Raw genomic sequence first — 19,517 nt, 5'->3', positions numbered from 1 at the left:
CTCGTTTCCTGCCCGGGTCGGCGGCAAACTTTTTCACCGTTTCCGCTTTTTGGGCTTGAACTCACCTGCGGCGTCTCATAAACGTCCGTCCACCGCTGCGGCGGTACCTGCATGGGGCCTTAGCTCAGTTGGGAGAGCGCTTGCATGGCATGCAAGAGGTCAGGGGTTCGACTCCCCTAGGCTCCACCAAATCCCTGACTGGAAAATTCGCCATAGTTCTTCCGTTAATTCGCGTGTTTCTTCCATTTTCTGGCTGACGCGACCTTTTGTATCCAGTACGCGATCCAACTCTGCATACATTCCGTCCGGCAGTATTGACCGGCGCGAAGTGGCTCGTTGAAGTTGAGAACTGCGAGATTTTTGTTGATTTTGCGCTAGATACGCTGTGCATCGACATGAATACGCGCGGAACCTCTGAAAGTTCGCAATGCTCAAGTCGTTAGCGCCTATCGTAGGTTATGAAAGCGGCGTGGTCATAGATTGCTCCCTGAAATAAGGTCGATAAGCCCAGAAGCACCACTTAGAAAGTTGAGTATTATAGCGACATGGCCACAGAGCTGCCTTTCGCTGCGGTCGCCAAAATCGTGCTGTGAGTGCGAATTTACCTGTTGGGAGGGCGGGTTGCGGACATTAGCTGCGCGTGCGAAGAGCTTAAGTTGACGGGGATGGAACCGGACATTCGACTCCTTCCCTGTCCGCAACTTGCCCCGGCGAAAGAACTCATCCAACCAGGACGCGGGCTGTAGTTGCTGCGCCGTCGAATGCCTCACTTTGCGAGTTCAAGGGATATCAATATCGAACAGTTTCTCACCTGGTTGCGGCAAGCCTTCAACAATCGTGAAATAGCGATTGGCCTGTGGATCATCCTTGGCCTTTTGTTTTGTTTAACTAGGGAAGATCTCCGAAGGAGCCTCTGGAGCGTCGCCAAGGCGCTGATTGCCCCAAAGCTGTTGCTGTTCTTCGGCATTGTTGCTCTCAATGTCGTCGCACTGTGCTGGCTGTTGGCAGAAGTCGGGTTGTGGTCAAAGACCCAGGTGCCACCCACTGTTTTGTGGTTTGTAATGGGCGGCAGCGTTTTTGCCGGTCGAGCGTTGCAATCGAAGGAAGATGATCAGTATTTCCGCAACCTGTTTCGGAGCAGTTTGAGGCTCGGCGGTATCTTTGAATTTATCGTGGTTGCCTACACTTTCAGTCTGACGACCGAGTTGCTTCTAACCCCTGTTCTCTTCTTCTTGGCAGCTATTCTGGCTTTCGCGGGCACAAAACCAGAATACGCGAAAGCGATGGTCCTTCTGGAGTTCATCCTGGCTGCCTTTGCCATCGTCTTAGTCTGGAACTCAGTGTCATCGATTTGGTCACAGCCAGATATCTTCTTCACGACTGATACAGGTCGCAATTTCGTTCTCCCGATCGTGCTGACCATCGGAAGCATACCATTGTTCTATCTAATGTTTTGCTACTCGCATCTTGAGCAAGCCCGCATTCAGATTGATCAAAAGACCTTTCAGTCTGACGACCTCAAAGGGTTTGCACGTAAACGCTTCTTTCTGATCTTCCCGCTGCGTCCCTGGCTTCTGCAGCGGGCAACACGCCAATTCCATACACTCCCTGCAAAAACCAATGCAGATGTGGACCGGATCATCGCCGATATTCTGGACTACGAACGAAACGAGGAAAACCCACCGACCGTGGACCAAAGGCTAGGTTGGAGCCCTTTCGAAGCCAGAGACTTCCTTAGAGAGCAGGGATTGAGAACAAACGACTACCACAAGGGCCACGATGAATACTGGGCTAGTTCAGAATATGTCGAGCTTGATAACCATATCCTTCCGAACAAGGCTGTCTTCTACATCGAGGGACAAGAAGGCGTCGTTACCACGCTCAAACTGACCGGGAAGTTCATGGATGGTTTCGACAGCAGAGAAGCAATCCAAAAGCTCAAAGTGATCGGTGCATTACTTTGCGAAAAAGCTATCGGGCACGGTGACATCGCAATTGATTCACTAATTCCAAATTCTCAAGTGTTTGAAGACGAAATGACCATCGATGGGACGACAATAAGGGCTTGGGGTGAACGGTATCCGAGCGACAGGGGCTTTGAAGTCTTCCTGACAGTATCTCGATGAGCATCAGTCAAAGCACGGCCTCCGTTTTTCTGAGAATGGCCATCCTCTGTGGGGCACAACAACACGAGATATGTCATGAGTAACTTTGACGATGTTCCAATCAACACCCCCGACAAAGATCGATTTGGGTTTGACCCATTCGCTAGTGCCATCAGCGATTGCATTCGTAGTGTCGAGAACCCGCTTGGCAGCGTCGTGGCGATCTATGGCCCTTGGGGCTCTGGGAAGAGCAGCGTTATCAATCTCGTCTGGCACCATCTTGCGAATGATGCACCCGAACTTGATGTGATCAACTTTCCAGCGTGGATGTATAGAACCGAAGACGCCCTGGCCGTGGGTTTCTTCAAGGAACTCTATGCTGGGCTCTCACCCGTCCTTTCGGACCAGACAAAGGCCGCTGGAGCCCTTCGCAAGTTGGGAGCGAACCTTGCAGGCGCAAGCAGCCTTGCGGGTATGGCTGTGGGCTTGTTTGCAGGGCCGTTGGGAGAGAAAGCAACGACTGCAACCCTAGACGCTATCGGTGGCTTCATAGAGCAGGGTGAAACTGCGGAGGACCTACAGGCAACCCTAGCAGACGCCCTTCATGAAGCAGGGAAGAAGTTCCTCGTCGTTATTGATGATCTGGATCGCCTTTCGCCGGAGGAGGCGCTGGTCATCTTCCGGTTGGTCAAGTCAGTAGGACGACTTCCAAACGTTATGTATCTCTTGGCCTACGACCGCGAGACCACTGAGCAGGCTGTTGCACGTCGGTTTCCGTCTGAAGGTGCGCATTACCTTGAGAAGATCATCCAGGCGGGGTTCGAGCTTCCTCAACCCGATCAATCACATCTGAACGTCATGATGGGTGAGGTGCTGGATGGGTTGGCTGCTGATCTACCTGAAATTGATCCAGCCGAGTTTGGTAATTTGTTCCATTCCATCGTGGTGCCGGAGTTAAAGACACCAAGGGATGTGTTGCGGTTGGCGAACACGCTTTCGATCACGATCACTCCCATCAAGTCAGATGTATTTTTACCGGACTTTGTCAGTCTTGAAACTCTGCGCGTATTCCGGCCAGCGGTCTACAGGGCAATAAGACAGAACAAATCAGCCATCCTGAACGCTGGTCAGAACGATAGGTATGACCAGCGTGATGCCCGCTCTGCACAATACACATCAATGCTTCTCGGAAGTGAGCCTGAGGCTGACCTTGTGCAACTTCGGGAAGCCCTCATGAGACTGTTCCCTCAGTTGCAAAATGTCTTCGCGAACATGTCGTATTCCGGCACCAGGGAATGGGCCCGTCATAGGCGGGTTTGTTCTACCGAGCACTTTGACACCTACTTCCGATTTTCTGTCTCCCCCAAGACGATACCAAAGGCAGAACTTGACTACCTCCTTGATGACGCGCGAACAGTTGAAGAAATTCAGGATCGTGTTCGGGAGGCAATTGCGATCACTCAAGCCGAGGGGCGAACCAAAGCCTCCTATATTCTTGATGAGTTGACCACTCATGGCCCCAACATTTCCTTCGAACAAGCAGAAAAACTCCTGACCGCTTTGTTTGGTATCGCCGATGAATTGTTCGTCACACAAGATGAGGAGCGGGGATTCGGATTTGGGGACAATAGATTTCGATTGCACTGGTTGCTACGTTCAATCCTGAGGGATCGAACTACTTTGGATGTGCGGTCAGGTATTCTTGAGAGAGCGATGCAAAACGCGCCACTGCAATGGCACCTGGATTTCAGTAATTCTGCCTGGGAAGACTATCACCCGAGCAACCCTGATCGTGACCTTTCGCCAGAAGCAGAAAAAATCACGACTGAGCACGTCGCAGAAAAGCTTCAAGGACGGTCATTGGATATGCTTCGCTCAGCTGCAAACGATGGCACTTTGCTGTCGGCAACGAGGCCTGCCCGATTGCTCTTCGACTGGGATCGATTGCAACCAGATGGCTCTGACGAAGTGATGGCTTTCACGGCGAGGGCTATGCAAGACGACATAAAGCTCTGCCAACTTGCGTCTGCGTTTTTGGGCAAGTCTTACAGCCACGGAATGGGGGGCTTCGGAGGCGCACCTGGCGACTTGGTGCATCGCGAGAATGATCGCGCCCAAATCGATGGTATCGACCGGATCTTGGATATGAGTGTGCTCCAAGTACGGTTAGCCGAAGCTCTTCAGAACGAGAACCTTGATGACGGGAAAAAATCCTCTATCAGACGCTTCCTGGATGCATGGAAAAGACAAGACGCTGGGGAGGATTGATAGCACTAGGGGCTTTCAAGTCCGCAGATGAGCCTGTTGTTCTAGTCGTTCGCTCTTCGCTTGCACCACTAGATGTTGATATTGCAACATGCTATTTCGCCACTTGTTGTATGGGAGCGCTGAAATGGCTATTTTTGACATTGAAAAGGACGACTTACTTCGGCTGTCCGACACTCTTCTGGAAGAGTTGATTGCACGGCTTGCCGAGGCTGAAGTTGCAGTGCACGGCCATAGCCCCGCGAATGTCAGTTGGTCGGGCTCCATCAAAGCCCCTGACGAGGGCATCGACATCCAAGTGCAGGTAAACGCACCAGAATTGGATACGGGCTTCCTTGTTCGCCCAGATACGATACTCCAGTCTAAGAAGGACCCGATGCCGAAGTCGGCCATCTTAGGAGAGATGTTGAAGGGCGGAAACCTAAATCCAACCATCTCACACCAATCTCAGATTGGCGGTAGCTACATCATTGTGAGTCTAGCTGACGATTGTTCGCCTCCGATGAAGAAAGATCGCCTTGATGCGATGCGGTCGGCTGTTGCGAGTGACCCAAACAAAGACAACATCCACCTCGACTTCTTCGACCGTTCCAAATTGGTCCAGTGGTTACGACAGCATCCATCAGTCTTGCTTTGGGTGAAAGGCAAACTCGGCCAGGGCTATTCGGGCTGGCAACCTTATGGAGCTTGGAGCAACCCACCGAAAGGATCAGAAGACACGCTCATCTCTGCCCCAGGCGTTACGGTGCATGTGCCAACAGAACGGGGTCAGAAGCTCTCGATCGAAGACGCCATTGAGCCAATGCGCCGGCTCATCCGCACATCAACTAAGGCAATCCGCATCACAGGTCTTTCCGGTGTAGGAAAGACAAGAATTGTTCAAGCGCTCTTTGACGAGAATGTCGGTTCTGACCCTCTCGACCGAACGATTGCCATCTATGTCGATACTGGACAAGACCCTGATCCCTCAGCATCTGCAATGCTGGGTCGGCTGATTGCTGAAGAGCGTCGGGCCGTGATGATCCTCGACAACTGCCCACCCGAACTGCATTCGATACTGGCAAGCAAGGCGTCGGCTGCAAGCGGTCATGTCAGCCTGATCACAGTTGAATATGACATTAGAGACGACAAGCCTCAGACCACAGAAGTTATCCATATCGAGGCCCACGGACCAGATGTTGCCGAGGGACTTCTTTTGCGGCGATTTCCGGCGATCGGCCAAGGAAACGCACGAAGGGTAGCTGAGTTCGCTGATGGCAATGCCAGAGTAGCATTAGCCATCGCAGAGCAGGTTGAACAACGTGAGAGCCTTGCCAAGCTTTCGGATTCTGAATTGTTCGATCGACTCTTCCAACAGCGGAAAGGGCAAGATGGAGACCTCCGCGAGCAGGCTGAAACGCTGGCGCTGGTGTATTCGTTCTCTGTGGTTGATCCAGAGGTTGGTCAGAATGAACTGGATATCTTGGGCTCGATTTCAGGCCATTCCAAGGCGCAGTTGTTTCGAGCGGTGAAGAAGCTTGCAGAACGCCATGTTGTGCAGAAGAGAGCGCATTGGAGGGCAATCCTGCCCCATGCCGTTGCTAATCGATTGGCCCATTCGGCGCTGGAGAGTATCCCTGTAGAGACCCTGAGAACGACGTTTGAAGCGCCCGGCAACAGTCGGCTGCTTATGTCCTTCGCTCACAGGCTTGGCCTGCTGCACGATCACCCAGTGGCAAGAGAAATTGTAGTGGCATGGCTTCAACCGGACGGGTTTTTAGGGCGCGTGTCGGATCTCGATGAAAACGGATCGAAGATACTGGACTACATCGGTCCAGTCGCGCCAGACCTGCTGCTGGACAGAATACAGGCGGAGATAGAAGCGCCCGATTTTCAAGGTCTTGAGCCTATCCATAGTCCGCGCAGAGCCACTATATTGAACTTGTTGCAATCCATGGCATACGAGCCCATAGCCTTTGACCGCTGCGTAAGGCTTCTTATCCGAGCCGCTGACTTCGAGGATGAGGCAACAAGCTACGATTCCATCAGAGAAAAAATCATTAGGTTCTACCAAGCATATCTGTCTGGAACACATGCGACCTTGGAACAACGGGTAGGTCTGCTGGAGGAGTGCATCCATTCCGAAGAGCCGTTGCGGCGGTCGTTAGGGCTAAGAATGCTGTCTAGAGCCCTAGAAGGTTCCCACTGGAATGGGTTGGGCTTTAACGACTTCGGCGCCAGGCCAAGAGACTACGGATATAGACCAAACTACAATCAACTCGCGTCTTGGCGCAGAGCATTCATTGATATTGCTGTTCGGTTGGGAACTGGCAACGACTCGGGCATAGTCGACTCAGCGAGGTCCACTCTTGCACAAAAGTTCCGTGGTCTATGGCGCCAACAAGCGATACACAATGACCTAGTTAATGCTGCAAGAGCACTTCATGCCAAAGAGCCTTGGGCGGAAGGTTGGGGGGCGATCCGCTCGACCATCTACTTTGACTACAAGAAAGAGAATTCAGATCCAAAACCGATCCCGAACAGCCTGATGGCACTGGAAGCCGATCTCGAACCGCACGATTTGTTGCCAAAGATCAAGACATACGTCTTAGATAAAGGCAGAAACAACTGGGCTCTAGACGAAGAATTTGATCACGATGACCCAAACAAGTACTCAAAAGCAGAAGAGCGACTTCAAGCCAAAGCCCTTCTGTTGGGTCAAGACTTCGCACATTCGGAAAACGGCCTAGCAGTTCTAGGTCCGGCGCTTTTCCAGACAGATTGGATGCCGAACAGAGCAGCTTTCGGTCGCGGTCTTGCAAAGGGCGCCGCCGAATTGCAGGAGACATGGCAAAGCCTTGTCGCTCATCTTGAAGCCCAGGAAACTGAAAACTTCAATTATTCGGTCCTTTGTGGATTCCTCGAAGAGGTTGATAGCGTCGATCCAAAACTGGCGCAACGGCTGTTGGACCAGTGTGCAGACCACCGCCTCCTTTGTCAGGTCATAGTGGGGCTACATCCTGCCAGGAAATTTGATGAAAGAGATCTTGAACGATGTCTGGCCGTGCTAGAATATCCAAATGTAAACGGGTGGATGTACGGAGATATCCTATGGCAGGATACTTACGCGGCCCTTCCCAGTCACCGGATCATTGAAGTCGCGAAGCGTCTTCTTGCGAAGCCAAACGGCGATGACGTCTTGTTGGACGGGCTGATGATGAAACTCCATGGTGCAGATAGCCAATTGGATACACTGGGACGTGAACTACGGCGCCTTGGGTTGGTTGCCGCAACCCAGCGTATGCTCAGAGATCACAACGACCCAGGCGGATCGACTGATCATCGGATGGAGTGCGTTGTTCCGGCCGCACTTAGGTTCGAAGGCAATGAAATGGAGAAAAATGCCTGGCTCGACGCCATCTTCAAGATCGTTGATGAAAGACATGGCAATCTTCACGCCTTCGAAGGGGCAATTAGGAAAACTGTCGTTGAGATGCTAAACGATTTTCTTAATCGTGTATTTGCCGGTGACGAAGAAACACGCGAACGGCGACGCTTCTTCATTGAAACTGGCGGCATGGACCACTTGCCTCTTGCCCACGTTGATGTCCGCGCGCTCATCTCTTGGTGTGAGAGACAAGAAGACAATAGCATTTGGTCGGTAGTTGGCTCTAGTCTCGAACTATGGCAAAATGACGAAGAAGCTGGTACCGTAGTTTTGACTGACGCTGCTATGAGGTTCTTGGAAGCCGCTCCCGATCCGCGCAGTGTTTTGAACGGCTTTGCCAACCGATTGGAACCTCGCAACGGGTGGTCAGGCACTCAAGCAGATAAAATGCAACCAAGAGCAGATGCTATTCTTGCTTTAGCTTCGCATGCTGACGCGGAAATCGCAGGAGCTGCTAAGGTAGTTGCAGGCAAGGCACATGAACGTGTTGAGCTTATTCGGAGAAGTGAGCGGCAACGGGACGAAGCCAGAGAACAGACTTTTGAATAGCGCTTTCAATACACGGAAACTGGCTAAACCCTTTTGATAGCTGCTCATCACAGGTGGCTGACCAACTCCACATTCTGCACTTTCAGCAAACGGCAGCTATGCGGGATGCAAGTGCAGTATATGAGAGCCCAATCGAACGTTCGCTAATGGGATGTACCGGCTGCTTCACCCAGCAGGTTAGGCTCTGCCTATTTCTGCAAACTGGAGAAGTAGCATGGCAAAGAACGACTTTGATGAGCTGATGTCGATCGGCATCGATATTGGCAAAGACACATTCCACATCGTGGGTTTCGATCCGTTGGGACAGCGGGTTTTGCGCAAACAGATCAAGCGTCTTGCGTTGGTCGCGACATTCGACAGGCTGCCGCGCTGTGTCGTGGGCATGGAGGCGTGCTTGAGCGCGCATTTTGTCAGCCGGACACTGCGAGAGTTGGGCTTCGAGCCCCGGATCATTCCGGCGATTTACGTGAAGCCGTTCAGCAAGGGACAGAAGAATGACTACAACGATGCAGAGGCAATCGCTGAAGCCGCGCTTCGACCGAATCTGCAAACGGTTTCCGAGAAGAGCCAGGATCAGCTCGACCTGCAGGCATTGCACCGTGTCAGATCGCGCTTGGTGTCGCGCCGGACGGCGACCATCAATCAGATCCGCGCCTTCCTGATTGAGCAGGGCATCACGGTACGGAAGGGGCTGCGCGCTCTGAAAAACTCGTTCGAGACGATCCTTGAAGAGCGCAAAGACGAGATATCGCCACGGATGCGGTCGATCCTAATTGGCCTCTACGGCGACTGGATGTGGATGGATGATCGGATCGAGAAAATATCCGCCGAGATTGAAGAAATCAGCCGAACCGAAGAGAATTGCGTCAACGTCATGACAGTGCCGGGCATTGGTCCAATGATCTCAACGGCAATGGTCGCGGCGATTGGTGAAGGCGAGGCCTTTGATCGCGGACGTGACTTTGCGGCCTGGGTGGGTCTGGTTCCCCGGCAATACAGCACCGGGGGACGAACGGTTCTCGGACGCATATCGAAGCGCGGCAGCAGATATCTGAGGATGCTGTTCGTTCAGGCGGCTAAGATCATCATGATGCGGCCACATCGTTGGCCAGACTTCAGCTTCGGCAATTGGTTGGTTCGTGCTTCAGAGCGCATGCATCGAAACAAGGCCGCCGTCGCCCTTGCCAATAAACTGGCGCGCATGGCTTGGAGTATACTGAGATACAAAACGGCGTTCGACGCCCAGAGAGATGAGGTTGCTGTCGGCGTCTAAGCCGAAACAGCCCAAAGGAGTTCGCGATAGATCGAAAGCATGGAACGGAAAAACTACGCCCCCAGAGTCTGACGGCCCATTAGGTCATCATCGACCTGTCCGCTAATGAGATCACGGTGCGAGCGTAACCCCAACAAGGCCACGACCCGCGTGTCGATCAGTAGGCCGGATACATATGAGCGACTTCCGAGAACATGCGAAAAATCATTTGCGAACAGCAGCCGGTACATACATTTGGGCCGATGGCTGGGTCGTGGCAAGCGAGGCAGGGGCTTATGCTGCAACGCCTCCGAAGTCCGCTACGAGCCCGACCCGGTCATCGCTTTTTTGTGCTGCGTGCACTCCCAGCGCGAAATTCACTGCAAATGCATAGACTCGAATGCTGTACTGCGCAGGGAATAGCAGCCATTCGGGCGCTACGCGGCGAGAATCGGCAGGACAACTCACGCGTCGCGCAATTTTCCCGACTTTATGGCAAAGACCGCTTCATTGTAGATACCTGTCTGAACGCCCAGATTACTCGGCGGATTTTCTGTCCCGTAGACGCCCTTGTTGTTGCTCTTCTTCATAGAGCACGCCTACAAGATCCCACGAGGTCACCACCCGTCAGAACCTAAAATGTATAGAGCCAGAATTAGATTATTCCTGATAGTGTTCGAAAACACAACTGTGGGTGTCGAGGCTCCCTCTATGAATTCCACCAGACCCTAACAACAGTACCCAGCGTAACGGGCTTTCGCTCGGACAAATTTAGATCCTCGACACCAAAACCAAGCCACTTTGGAGCCTTGATTGTCTTGAGGACAGGAATGGTTGCGAAACCAACTGCGAATGCCATTGCGGCGGGCCGAGCTGTCGGAACCTCAAAATTCAATGGAACTATCGTGGTATCTGAAGGTGTACAAACGAAGCTTGCAAACACTCCCACCAAAACCGAAGCTAATGGGAAGACAAGGAACTTGAACTGCTTCGAAGAGCGTATCTCACCGGACAAGACTTCACCTGCAACTCGGTTCCTGCGTCCATTATCATACTCGTACAGCCAGAACCCCAAGATTCCAATTGGCACAAACCAAACAAACATTAGTTGTCCTCAGCCACTTCGATTCTGGAGTCACTCGAGGACAACGTAACCCGAAGATGATTTTTTACATAAAGATCGCGACCAAGCAGGCCCCGCGAACGATAAACGCACATATCTCTATCACCAGTCGGGTTTTGACAGGTTGATGAGCACCGAATTTGCAGATCAGATGTTGTCCACGAACTCACGATCAAACCTGGTACATCCACGGAATGTCCAGGGCCCTTCTCTCCCTGTACTCTCTCAGGGTTCTTTAATACCGAAGTTAGGGCAATTTCCTTTGCAACGTGCTCGGTACGATGAAGCCACAGGCCAAATGGAACAGGGTTGACGATGCGAGCGTTCCCAACTTCGTTTACGAACGCCTCACTAAATATAGAAGTGTCTGCGCCAGTATCGAAGTGGATAGGACACTCTTGATCCCCAAACACGAGAACCGCGTGAGGATAGTCGCGCACTCTATCTTTCCGATTGGCACTATGGCAATCAAGATCATCAAAACGGAAATCCGACCTGAAAACGTATGGAAAAATGCCCTCGCTGCCGTACTTCGAAACCAACTCATTGGCATCTGGCAAGTGGTCATTATCGGTAAATATTTCAACTTCCCTATCGTCATCTGAGGAAACGATGACCATTACCGCGCCTTCTTCGAAGGCGCTAGAAATAGCCTGTCGATTTTGTTCGCCAACGCTTTTGAGCTCAACTTCGAATTCATCGAGCGACATTTGCGATATGCGTTCGAATTCGTTCTGATCTTCAGCAATATCTTGCAGCGAGTCCCTTGGATCGTCGCTAGTAAAAAAATTGCCTATCTTTTGGCTAAGATCATCCCAGAACTCGCCAATTCTGTCGAAATCAGGAAGATCTTTCTCCAAGAAACCAACAGCATTGTTTCTCCGAGCGTCTACGATGACCTGCCTCGCCCGCACTTTGGGGGGAAGGTAGGCCGTATGAAAGAGCGTTCGCTTGTTTTTCTTGTTTTTCAGGCGATCAACTACTGATTGGCCAAGCCGAGAGTTTTTTCCGATTTTATTGTCAACAATAAAGTTGTCATACTCATCGAGGTCAGCGTTCCGGACTTCATCTTCTGTCGAAGCAAAGAAAAGCCTTATACCTTGGGCTTTTAGGCGCGAGATCAGTTCGCGGAACCCTTCAGCGTGATCCTCAATCCAAAGCAGCTTCACCTCGAAAACCCTTAAATTAATAGCTTCTTACTTTCGCGGTGAATTCTGCATACTTGCCCCATTCGGAATCCACCACCGGAATGTTCCCATGCTTTAAGCATATTGCGTGAATAATTGCCAGCCCTAGACCTTGACCACCCACATCGCCACTGGTTGTGAAGTGAACCTGAAAAACCTTCTCTAGATGTTCATCTGGAACACCGACGCCGTTGTCTTCGCACACGAATACGAGTTCAGGCCCAACGTCCTTGATGGTCAACTTGATTTGGTTCTTCTGGGCTCTATTGGATTTTTGCCTTAGAGATTGGATCGAGTTCCGCATGAAATTATTGCAAATGGAGAGCACATCTTCTTTGTTCGTTCGATACATCCGTTTGTTGAGATCGAATTTTACCGAGGCATAAAAGCCAAGATCTTCCGCTTCTTCGATGTGGGCTTGTATCTCTGTTTCGACAACAGACTTAAGGTTGAACTTTTCGGTGTCATCTCGTTCGCGAGCGTAAATCAGCTCGATGTACTCATTAGCCATCACAAATGAGTCCTGGTGTTTTAGAAGCCGCCTCTTTGACCTTTCTAAATATGTGCCAGCCGACTTGAGCGACTTCTGCAAGTTTTCATTGTTGTGGCCATACACTCTAGCGTCAGAGAATGACTGCGCCACCGATAGAAAATTTGCCTTTAACTCGTGAAGATCAACCAGAGTTCTAACTGCGCTATCGTGAAAAGCGCGAGCTTCGACAGATTCTACCGCGATCCCTGTTAGCTCTAAGTTCCTCTTCTCAAGCTTCCAAATGTTTTCATAGTAGCGTATCACAAATTCGCATAGAAATTTGTCGATGTCGGTCGTTCCGTGGGGACGCTTGTAAAACACGCCGATCACACCACTGGCGTCTTCATTGTTGTCACTGAGGACTGGGAAAAGGAAGAATGACCTTAGTCCTTCCCTAAGTAACTCTTGCTTGTAAGTTACGTTCCTACTTTCAGTTTTGAGATCATCGACGGTAACCGATTGAAGCTCATTCAACACCGTTGTCGCTAGGCTATCCCCAACGGCGAGACCATAGCCTTTGTGGTTTACTGAAACGAGCCGATCATTCTTTTTCTCCCATGCGATTACCTTGTTGCAGTAAAGCCCTGCTGAGATTGTTTCAGCTATAACATTTTCTACGATGTCACCGTGCGGGTTGCTCATACTTCGAAAAAAATTCAGGTGGAATTCAGATTTTTTCGAATTCTCCATTGTGCGAGTGACGTCGTTTGCGAAGTCTATTATATGTTCTTGGAGTGGAAAAATTCGGCCAACTAGCCAAATATACCCCACTCGGTTTCTGAAGTTACCCGTTAACTCAATTGCTTCCACATTATCTGGTAACTCAAGTGAAACACCATCTTTTAAGTGTTTCTCAATAAGGCGCTGAGCACTTGCGGCGAGCGCATCTGGTGTGCCTTTTTTGGCCAAGTAAATGCTGTCCGGATCTCCAGCGTTTTGAGTTCCTTCTTGTACGACAATTGTCAAACCTATAGCATCGAGATCGAAATGAGATGACAACAAGGTCATGTAGCGACGAAAGTCCGCTGCCATAGTTCCTAGTGCATTTTTCTTCAATTGCGCCTCCCTTAGAATGGCCTAAGTCTAGGCCGGAGGACTATGTGCGACAACCATTGCTGTATCCGCATTGTCCCGCACCACCGCCATCTCTAAAGCGCCTGGGAAGGTCCGTTTTGCGCAGTTCGCGTCACGCTGCATTTGCGAACGCCGAAAGTACCACTAATAGCAAGAAAGGGCTCAACTCTCCCACCCCATCTTCACCCAAAATTTCGCAGCACGCCCCGTATCGACAGTTTAGGGTCTACAATGCCCTAGAGGATTGCCTTGCACTCTAACTGCGGTGCTTGCCAGTGGAACGGCTAGCGGTGAGTGACTACCGAGGCTACCACATGGCTCCAAAAATTGGTAAAAATGTAGCCCCTATTGCCTGAATTGCGTTAGCTCTCATGTGCGCATTTTGCCATGTCGCTCAACTGGTAGGACTCGAAACTGCGCGAGCACAAGAAGTCCTGATTGGTAAAAAGCCTACCTTTTGTTTCGACCTCGAGACCGAGAGAAAGTACAAACAAGGAGCAGAGTTCTGGCTTCTGCTATACCGAACTCAATTTAGATCCGCTCTCAATTCATCTTTCAGAAAAACGCAATGTAATCATATCTGCCACGTCACTCAACAGGCACCGGGCCAGGCGCGGCAGACCAACTCCGGGTGGTCAATAAACGGATTGCGGTTGCCTTGAACCTGCTCCACGCGGTCATTTCGCTCGCGTTCCCAATCGTCAACTGGGTCGTTACGATGCCAATCACCAAACTGCTCGATACCATCGACAGCGAGTTCGTCGATTTCGCCTGCTCGGCCAGGATACATCGTATAGAAGTAAAAGACTGCACGGGCGAGATCCCCTTTGTGGGATTCAGGCGGCTCAAATTCGGTACGCGTGTCTTCGGAGTACAAGTCGATGTCTTCTGTTGGAGACTGTGTTTTTATCGTAAACCGATTATCATCGGCAAGCCCGTACCAACGCGTCGTGACTGCATCGGGGATTTCAGCGAATGGGTCTGATCCACGGGCCGAGTTTACGTCTTTGTGGGTCGGGAACAGGTGCAGAATGTCGCTGCGCATGGGCTCAGCTTTTCTGAACCAACTTTGCGGGATCGTGTGCTCAGGGTTAATTGGATCTAGAAATGTCACGTCCCGCGCTTCCTGATGGAATCCGGTGTAGACGCCGTAGACGCGCCCGTCATCAGCAACATCTACAAATGAGTACATCGCCCGTCGCGCGTTGTCGTAGCCTTGCGGAACATGATGGCCGTCATACCAGTTGTCGCGGAGCCATTCGCGAGTTTCGGTATCATTGAGATGATCCGGCGGCATCGCGGGTGCGTCCATCGCCCCCGCTTTATTTCGGATAGCGTTAGCAGAAAGCAGCGCATTCCCGTCAGCGAGCGGAACCAATGGTTCGTTTCTCGAAACCACGGCCAACAGCGGATCATGATCACTGGCCTTAGCGAGTTTTCCTGCATTGACGTATGTTGGAAGAAGCGAGGTTCGATCCTGTAGGGCGGGTGAGACGAGAACGTGATCGTATGCCTGTGCTTGGCCCTCAAATACATAAGAGCGGCGTGCTTCTACAGGAAGGGAATACCAAAGGTTAGAGAGGCCAAAGTCATTCTCAAGTAGGCCCAATTCGCGTTCAAAATAGTGCGCGTTAAAGTCACCAAGCACCATGACCAGCGCGTTGGCATCATCTTGTAGGAGTTCCGATACTGTCGAACCCACGACCTGAGCCTGTTTCCTTCTTACAGCGGCCTTGGCAACCGCGGGTGGTTGGTTGGAACCAAAACTCGGGTCGCTTCCGCGCCGTGACGAAAAGTGCACATTGACTACACTTAGAACCCCAGCGGAGGTCTCGAATGTGGCCGTTACTGGCTTACGGCTTCCAGCGAACGCACCATCTTCATCAAGAATACGGTAGGCGCTATCGGCGACCAATCGGGCGCGATTAGGGTCGTACAGGAATGCATTTCGGATGTTGCCGCCAGGTTGTCCGCCGTCTTGATCATCGTCTGGAGGAAAATCGACAAAGTCGTAGTGCGGCCCACCTTGGGCTAAAATGGCTTCGGAAAGGGTTTGAAGCGTTTCACTGGCGCTAGTGACAGGTGTGTTTTCTGCACCGTCGTTATCCTGAACCTCCTGCAAAGCGACGATTGCAGGCGAGTCTAAAAGATCGACGATTTGCACCGCAATGGCATCGAACTTACCTGAGCCAATATCGTCATCTATGTCCCTCTCCCTTGGAAGGACTTCGATATGAGGATCGAGGTTTTGGACATTGTAGGATGCCACCGTGACGACCGACTTATTCGGTACTTCAAGTGCTGGGTTAATACCTGATGGCGCCGACGTCATATCTCCTTCGATCTCAGTTGCGAAAACGCGGTAGTTTCCAAAGTCGTAGGAAAGGATCCCGGTGATATCCCCCAGTCGGGTCCCGGCCTCAATTTCTGAAAGCCGGCCGATTAACTCAAAATCCACCAACATTCGCTCCGGATTGGCATCGTCTTCCGACAAGGTAAGCGCGTACCTGTCAACAAATGAAGTCGATGCCGATCCGGCTGAAGGGAGTATCCAAACTTCTTCGTGGTGGCTCATGGGTGAAAGTGCGATGGCATCTTTAATCGTCACTCGCATGCCCTCGAGTTGCTCGTAAAAATCAATGCCGTCGTCGTCAGGATCAAACTGGCTGAAACTGTCATTATCAATCACTTCAGTCGGTGGATGGTTTTCCGTTTGACTAATTTCAACCGGTTCAGGCAAAGGATTGTTGGTCGACAGAACTTCTATTGAGGGATTTTTTATCTGAGTTAGTGACAACTGATTAGGCCGAGCGAACTCTACCAATTGACCATTCACTCTAAGCATACTTCCAACCTCTACGGACGGCGCATCCATGGTGAATACAAACAACCCATCACTGGTGAGCGAGTTTCCATCTGGATCACCCTGGACAAAAAAACCGTTGCCAACGACCGCGGTTACGAGACCTTCAGTTTCCACAGTTTGGTCCGCGTAGGCTGAGCGATGTTGATCCCCTTGCAAGACAGTAATCTCTTGGGCCGTTGCAGCAGCGGATGTCAGCGTTAATGCTATGGAACCAACAACACCAATTTTCTGCCTATTCATGGTTTCCTCACCAAACTAATTGAATCTCTAGATCGAAAGAGAGCGCACTATTCACGAACGAACGACCATCGACATTCAGTCCGAGGGTGTTCTGTGAAGGTTGAATCCAGGAGCCTAGTCAATCGTGATATCAATACTGATCGGGCAATGATCGCTTAAGCCGTTGCGGTTATCCGCTTCCTTGGATTTTTCAACATCTGCTCTCGTGAACCTCCGTTCCCAAAACGAGCCATCCACAAACCAATCTGCAATCCGGATATCCATAAGTATCCAATCTATTGGCTCAACACTGCGCCCCAAGCGCGTAGGGCACTTTCGAGTCACTGATGCAGGATGAGCTGTCAAATACGGCTCGTTCAGGTCACCGTTGTTCAAAGCTCGCCATGCTTCACCTTCGAATTTGAACTGTCGAAAGCGACGGTTGAAATCACCAACGATGAAGAACGGTTCTTCAGATGCAGCTTTGCTTTGGATCCAATCCGCCAACGGCTGCATTTGCTTCCAAAACAACTTGCAGTCTTCGGACGGGTCGGTGGATGGGTTATCATCGTCTGAGCAACTTGATTTCAGGTGTACTGACATCACCCAGAAATCCGTGCCATCAAACGACAAGCGTGCCGCAGTGCCCGCTCGCGTAGGATTGCCATCATCATCAACGACAACAAGATCTGTTAAGTCTTCTTGCTCAACAAAGGTGACGCCGCTGTTTTTTCTGACCGCGATTGCCGTGTAGATGTCGTTCTTAGCACCCGGCGCATTGTCGCCTAGATGGCGAGAAGACATCACTAGATCGTATTCCGAAGGGGGAAAGATCCGTTCCGCGGCAGCTTTGGTCCCAATCTCTTGCAAACCAATTACATCAGCGTCTGCGCCTTCGCCTGATCCAAATTTAGATCTGTATTTCGTTAAGAGCTCATAGTCCTCGGTAGTTCGACTAGTTCCCCAATCAAACAGCTCCACTCCCTCTTCGTGATGCAAATTTTGAATGTTCCAAGCACCGATCCGCAGAGTGTCAGCCGAAGCTGGGGTGGAAATCATCATCGAAATGCCTGCAAACGTAGCTAAGCTTCGAAAGGTCTTATTCATGAAAATGGTCCTTCTAAATCAATGGTCATCTAAATCTGCGTAGTAGCTCTGTGCTTCAATCGGTATGGTCCGATTGGAGCCGCAGCCACATTGATTGCAGCATTGCGATTATAACTTTCATTGTAGGCGGCAATATCCGTTTCGGGTTCTCCGGCTAATCAAACCCTCCTGTTAGTCTCGGTATAGATTTTGATTCTGTCCAAAAGTAACATGAGTAAAAGGCTGATTATGAATAAAATTAATGCTCTCCATTAAAAACTATCGACACTGGTTCCATTCGAGCAAGGAAAATCAATAATCATTCGCGGATCCACTTTCGATGAAAATCCAATGGTCCTCATGGAAAGCAGCGTAGGCGCTCTGGTCTTATGTGAAGCGATCTACGGTTGGGCAATCAGTTCAAGTTCTCGTCAGAGTTTTTCCGCCGCCACTGAAACGACCGATCTCCTTCGAGACGGAGAAGTCTGCTGGATTCACATGCTTTGCATTGTTATCAAACCATGACACGCATGGTATGGCCTGGAAATCTCTCGACCCATTGAGGAGCGGATGGTTGCCAGAGCTGCCAGAGAGTGTTCATTCCGCACCCGAAGCACAGTTCTGTGCACGTAACTAAACAGGAACGTCGCAGTATGGGTGCTATGTGAAGCGATCTCTGGTTGAGTTAGCCGGGTAGAAACCATTGCGAATAAGACCCAGAAATGTCGGCTGATCGTGGCAACTTGCTGGGTTCTTTTCTGGTTCACCCCGGTGTCAAGCCTGAATTGGCTAAGTTGACGCGACTGCTGTCGTCGGATGGGGGCATCGGTTGGCTTAGGGCATGTTCGCACTAGGCTTACTCTAGTGGCCGATTGTTGCGGTGAGGTGATGGTTTCAGTTTGACAACAATATCAAAATGTCTGCGGAAGCGAAACACCAGTCAAAAAGACGGGAGCGAGGATCAGTACATGTTAGCGCTCGAAACCAACCTCAGTCCGTTAATTTACGCGTGGGCGACCGACTGAACCCGAATCGTCAGTTGCACAGTTGCCGTTGGCTTATTGCATTTATGAAAAGGGTTATTTGGTATTAACCGTACTAAATGCTAAAAACATGCTGCGGAAAAAACGTTACTTGACACAACGTTAACGGGTGAAACTACAATCAATCAGTTTTCAAGCGTACATTTATATTGGACAGTGAGAATATCAATGCCAGTTGCAAATTTGCCTCGTGACGTTCGAAGGCCAGTCCGCAAACACAAACAAAAACATATTCTTATTTCTGATGTTGTTGAGGATGATAAAGCGGCAATGCTGAGATTTTGCCGGGCAGCGCATGCGGAAAGTATCTTCAAGGAAATCCCGTTTTCCGAGAGTAAGTTTGAGAAAATATTTCAGAATGTACTCCAGAACCCGGAACGGAACCTAGGTATTAAAGCCCAACTTGAGGATCAGGTCTTAGGGGTCCTCTATTGCAGCTTGGGTGGCTACTTTATCGGAGACGGAGCAATAGTTGCGAGTGTCAACATGATCAACATCGAAAAACGAACTCGTTCGACGGTTTTGGGGGGAAGAATAGCCGTGAAATTGGTTCGGCATCTTGAGGGCTGGTCAAGATCAAAATCGGCTGACTTAATTTTATTCTATGTCACATCAGGAGAAGCTCTACCTCGCACGGATCGATTTTTTCGAAAATTTGGAATGACAACTATTGGCGGAAACTATGGCATACGTTTGAGTTGAAGAGTTTCTCACGCCGCGCAGAGTATAAAGGATGCTGAGAATGTGCGGCACCAACCTAAGTCCGACTAAAATTTCACGGCAGAGTAA

General features: G+C 50.6%; 10 protein-coding genes and 1 tRNA gene. 6 read left to right on the top strand and 5 right to left on the bottom strand.

Translation table 11 applies throughout. The annotated features are described in order from the left end of the window. Positions 1-113 precede the first annotated feature (113 nt). The 5 genes from ACR1XV_RS15155 (at position 114) to ACR1XV_RS15135 (ending at position 9,619) form a co-directional block, all read left to right on the top strand. Positions 114-189 (top strand) — tRNA-Ala (locus tag ACR1XV_RS15155). Positions 190-761: 572 nt separating this feature from the next. Further along, positions 762-2,126 (top strand): hypothetical protein, encoded by a 1,365-nt coding sequence (locus ACR1XV_RS15150; protein WP_480532766.1) that lies wholly within the window; start codon positions 762-764, stop codon positions 2,124-2,126. A 75-nt stretch (positions 2,127-2,201) separates the two neighbouring features. Then, the gene (locus tag ACR1XV_RS15145) at positions 2,202-4,373 is read left to right on the top strand and encodes a KAP family P-loop NTPase fold protein (protein WP_480532764.1); all 2,172 of its coding nucleotides are present in this window, start codon (positions 2,202-2,204) and stop codon (positions 4,371-4,373) included. A gap of 124 nt (positions 4,374-4,497) precedes the next feature. Further along, on the top strand, positions 4,498-8,346 hold the full coding sequence (locus ACR1XV_RS15140; protein ID WP_480532762.1) for a hypothetical protein: 3,849 nt from the start codon (positions 4,498-4,500) through the stop codon (positions 8,344-8,346). Between the two features lie 214 nt (positions 8,347-8,560). Then, positions 8,561-9,619, top strand: a complete 1,059-nt coding sequence (locus ACR1XV_RS15135; RefSeq protein ID WP_480532760.1) for an IS110 family RNA-guided transposase — start codon at positions 8,561-8,563, stop codon at positions 9,617-9,619. A 443-nt stretch (positions 9,620-10,062) separates the two neighbouring features. On the opposite strand, the gene ACR1XV_RS15130 is transcribed toward ACR1XV_RS15135, so the two are convergent. From ACR1XV_RS15130 to ACR1XV_RS15110, 5 genes are all read right to left on the bottom strand, one after another. Continuing rightward, a complete protein-coding gene (locus ACR1XV_RS15130; protein ID WP_480532758.1) occupies positions 10,063-10,188 on the bottom strand; it encodes a hypothetical protein in 126 nt (41 codons plus the stop codon). A 514-nt stretch (positions 10,189-10,702) separates the two neighbouring features. Then, on the bottom strand, positions 10,703-11,890 hold the full coding sequence (locus tag ACR1XV_RS15125; RefSeq protein ID WP_480532756.1) for a hypothetical protein: 1,188 nt from the start codon (positions 11,888-11,890) through the stop codon (positions 10,703-10,705). Between the two features lie 16 nt (positions 11,891-11,906). Further along, a complete protein-coding gene (locus tag ACR1XV_RS15120; RefSeq protein ID WP_480532754.1) occupies positions 11,907-13,496 on the bottom strand; it encodes a sensor histidine kinase in 1,590 nt (529 codons plus the stop codon). Positions 13,497-14,106: 610 nt separating this feature from the next. Continuing rightward, positions 14,107-16,620: an endonuclease gene (locus ACR1XV_RS15115; RefSeq protein ID WP_480532752.1), complete on the bottom strand. Its 2,514-nt coding sequence runs from the start codon at positions 16,618-16,620 to the stop codon at positions 14,107-14,109. A 114-nt stretch (positions 16,621-16,734) separates the two neighbouring features. After that, on the bottom strand, positions 16,735-17,706 hold the full coding sequence (locus tag ACR1XV_RS15110; RefSeq protein WP_480532750.1) for an endonuclease/exonuclease/phosphatase family protein: 972 nt from the start codon (positions 17,704-17,706) through the stop codon (positions 16,735-16,737). A 1,190-nt stretch (positions 17,707-18,896) separates the two neighbouring features. Between ACR1XV_RS15110 and ACR1XV_RS15105 the strand changes: the two genes are divergently transcribed. Continuing rightward, positions 18,897-19,430: a GNAT family N-acetyltransferase gene (locus tag ACR1XV_RS15105; RefSeq protein WP_480532748.1), complete on the top strand. Its 534-nt coding sequence runs from the start codon at positions 18,897-18,899 to the stop codon at positions 19,428-19,430. The last annotated feature ends 87 nt before the right edge of the window (positions 19,431-19,517 follow it).

It is taken from the genome of Ruegeria sp. AD2(2025), assembly GCF_056542385.1.
The sequence above is the reverse complement of the archived record's forward strand: the minus strand, read 5'-3'. Positions and strand labels throughout refer to the sequence as shown.

What these genes read in the sequence shown, in the direction of transcription:
- ACR1XV_RS15150 (WP_480532766.1), top strand. Translation starts at nt 762, where the DNA reads ATGCCTCACTTTGCGAGTTCAAGGGATATCAATATCGAACAGTTTCTC.
- ACR1XV_RS15145 (WP_480532764.1), top strand. Translation starts at nt 2,202, where the DNA reads ATGAGTAACTTTGACGATGTTCCAATCAACACCCCCGACAAAGATCGA.
- ACR1XV_RS15140 (WP_480532762.1), top strand. Translation starts at nt 4,498, where the DNA reads ATGGCTATTTTTGACATTGAAAAGGACGACTTACTTCGGCTGTCCGAC.
- ACR1XV_RS15135 (WP_480532760.1), top strand. Translation starts at nt 8,561, where the DNA reads ATGGCAAAGAACGACTTTGATGAGCTGATGTCGATCGGCATCGATATT.
- ACR1XV_RS15130 (WP_480532758.1), bottom strand. Translation starts at nt 10,188, where the DNA reads ATGAAGAAGAGCAACAACAAGGGCGTCTACGGGACAGAAAATCCGCCG.
- ACR1XV_RS15115 (WP_480532752.1), bottom strand. Translation starts at nt 16,620, where the DNA reads ATGAATAGGCAGAAAATTGGTGTTGTTGGTTCCATAGCATTAACGCTG.
- ACR1XV_RS15110 (WP_480532750.1), bottom strand. Translation starts at nt 17,706, where the DNA reads ATGAATAAGACCTTTCGAAGCTTAGCTACGTTTGCAGGCATTTCGATG.
- ACR1XV_RS15105 (WP_480532748.1), top strand. Translation starts at nt 18,897, where the DNA reads ATGCCAGTTGCAAATTTGCCTCGTGACGTTCGAAGGCCAGTCCGCAAA.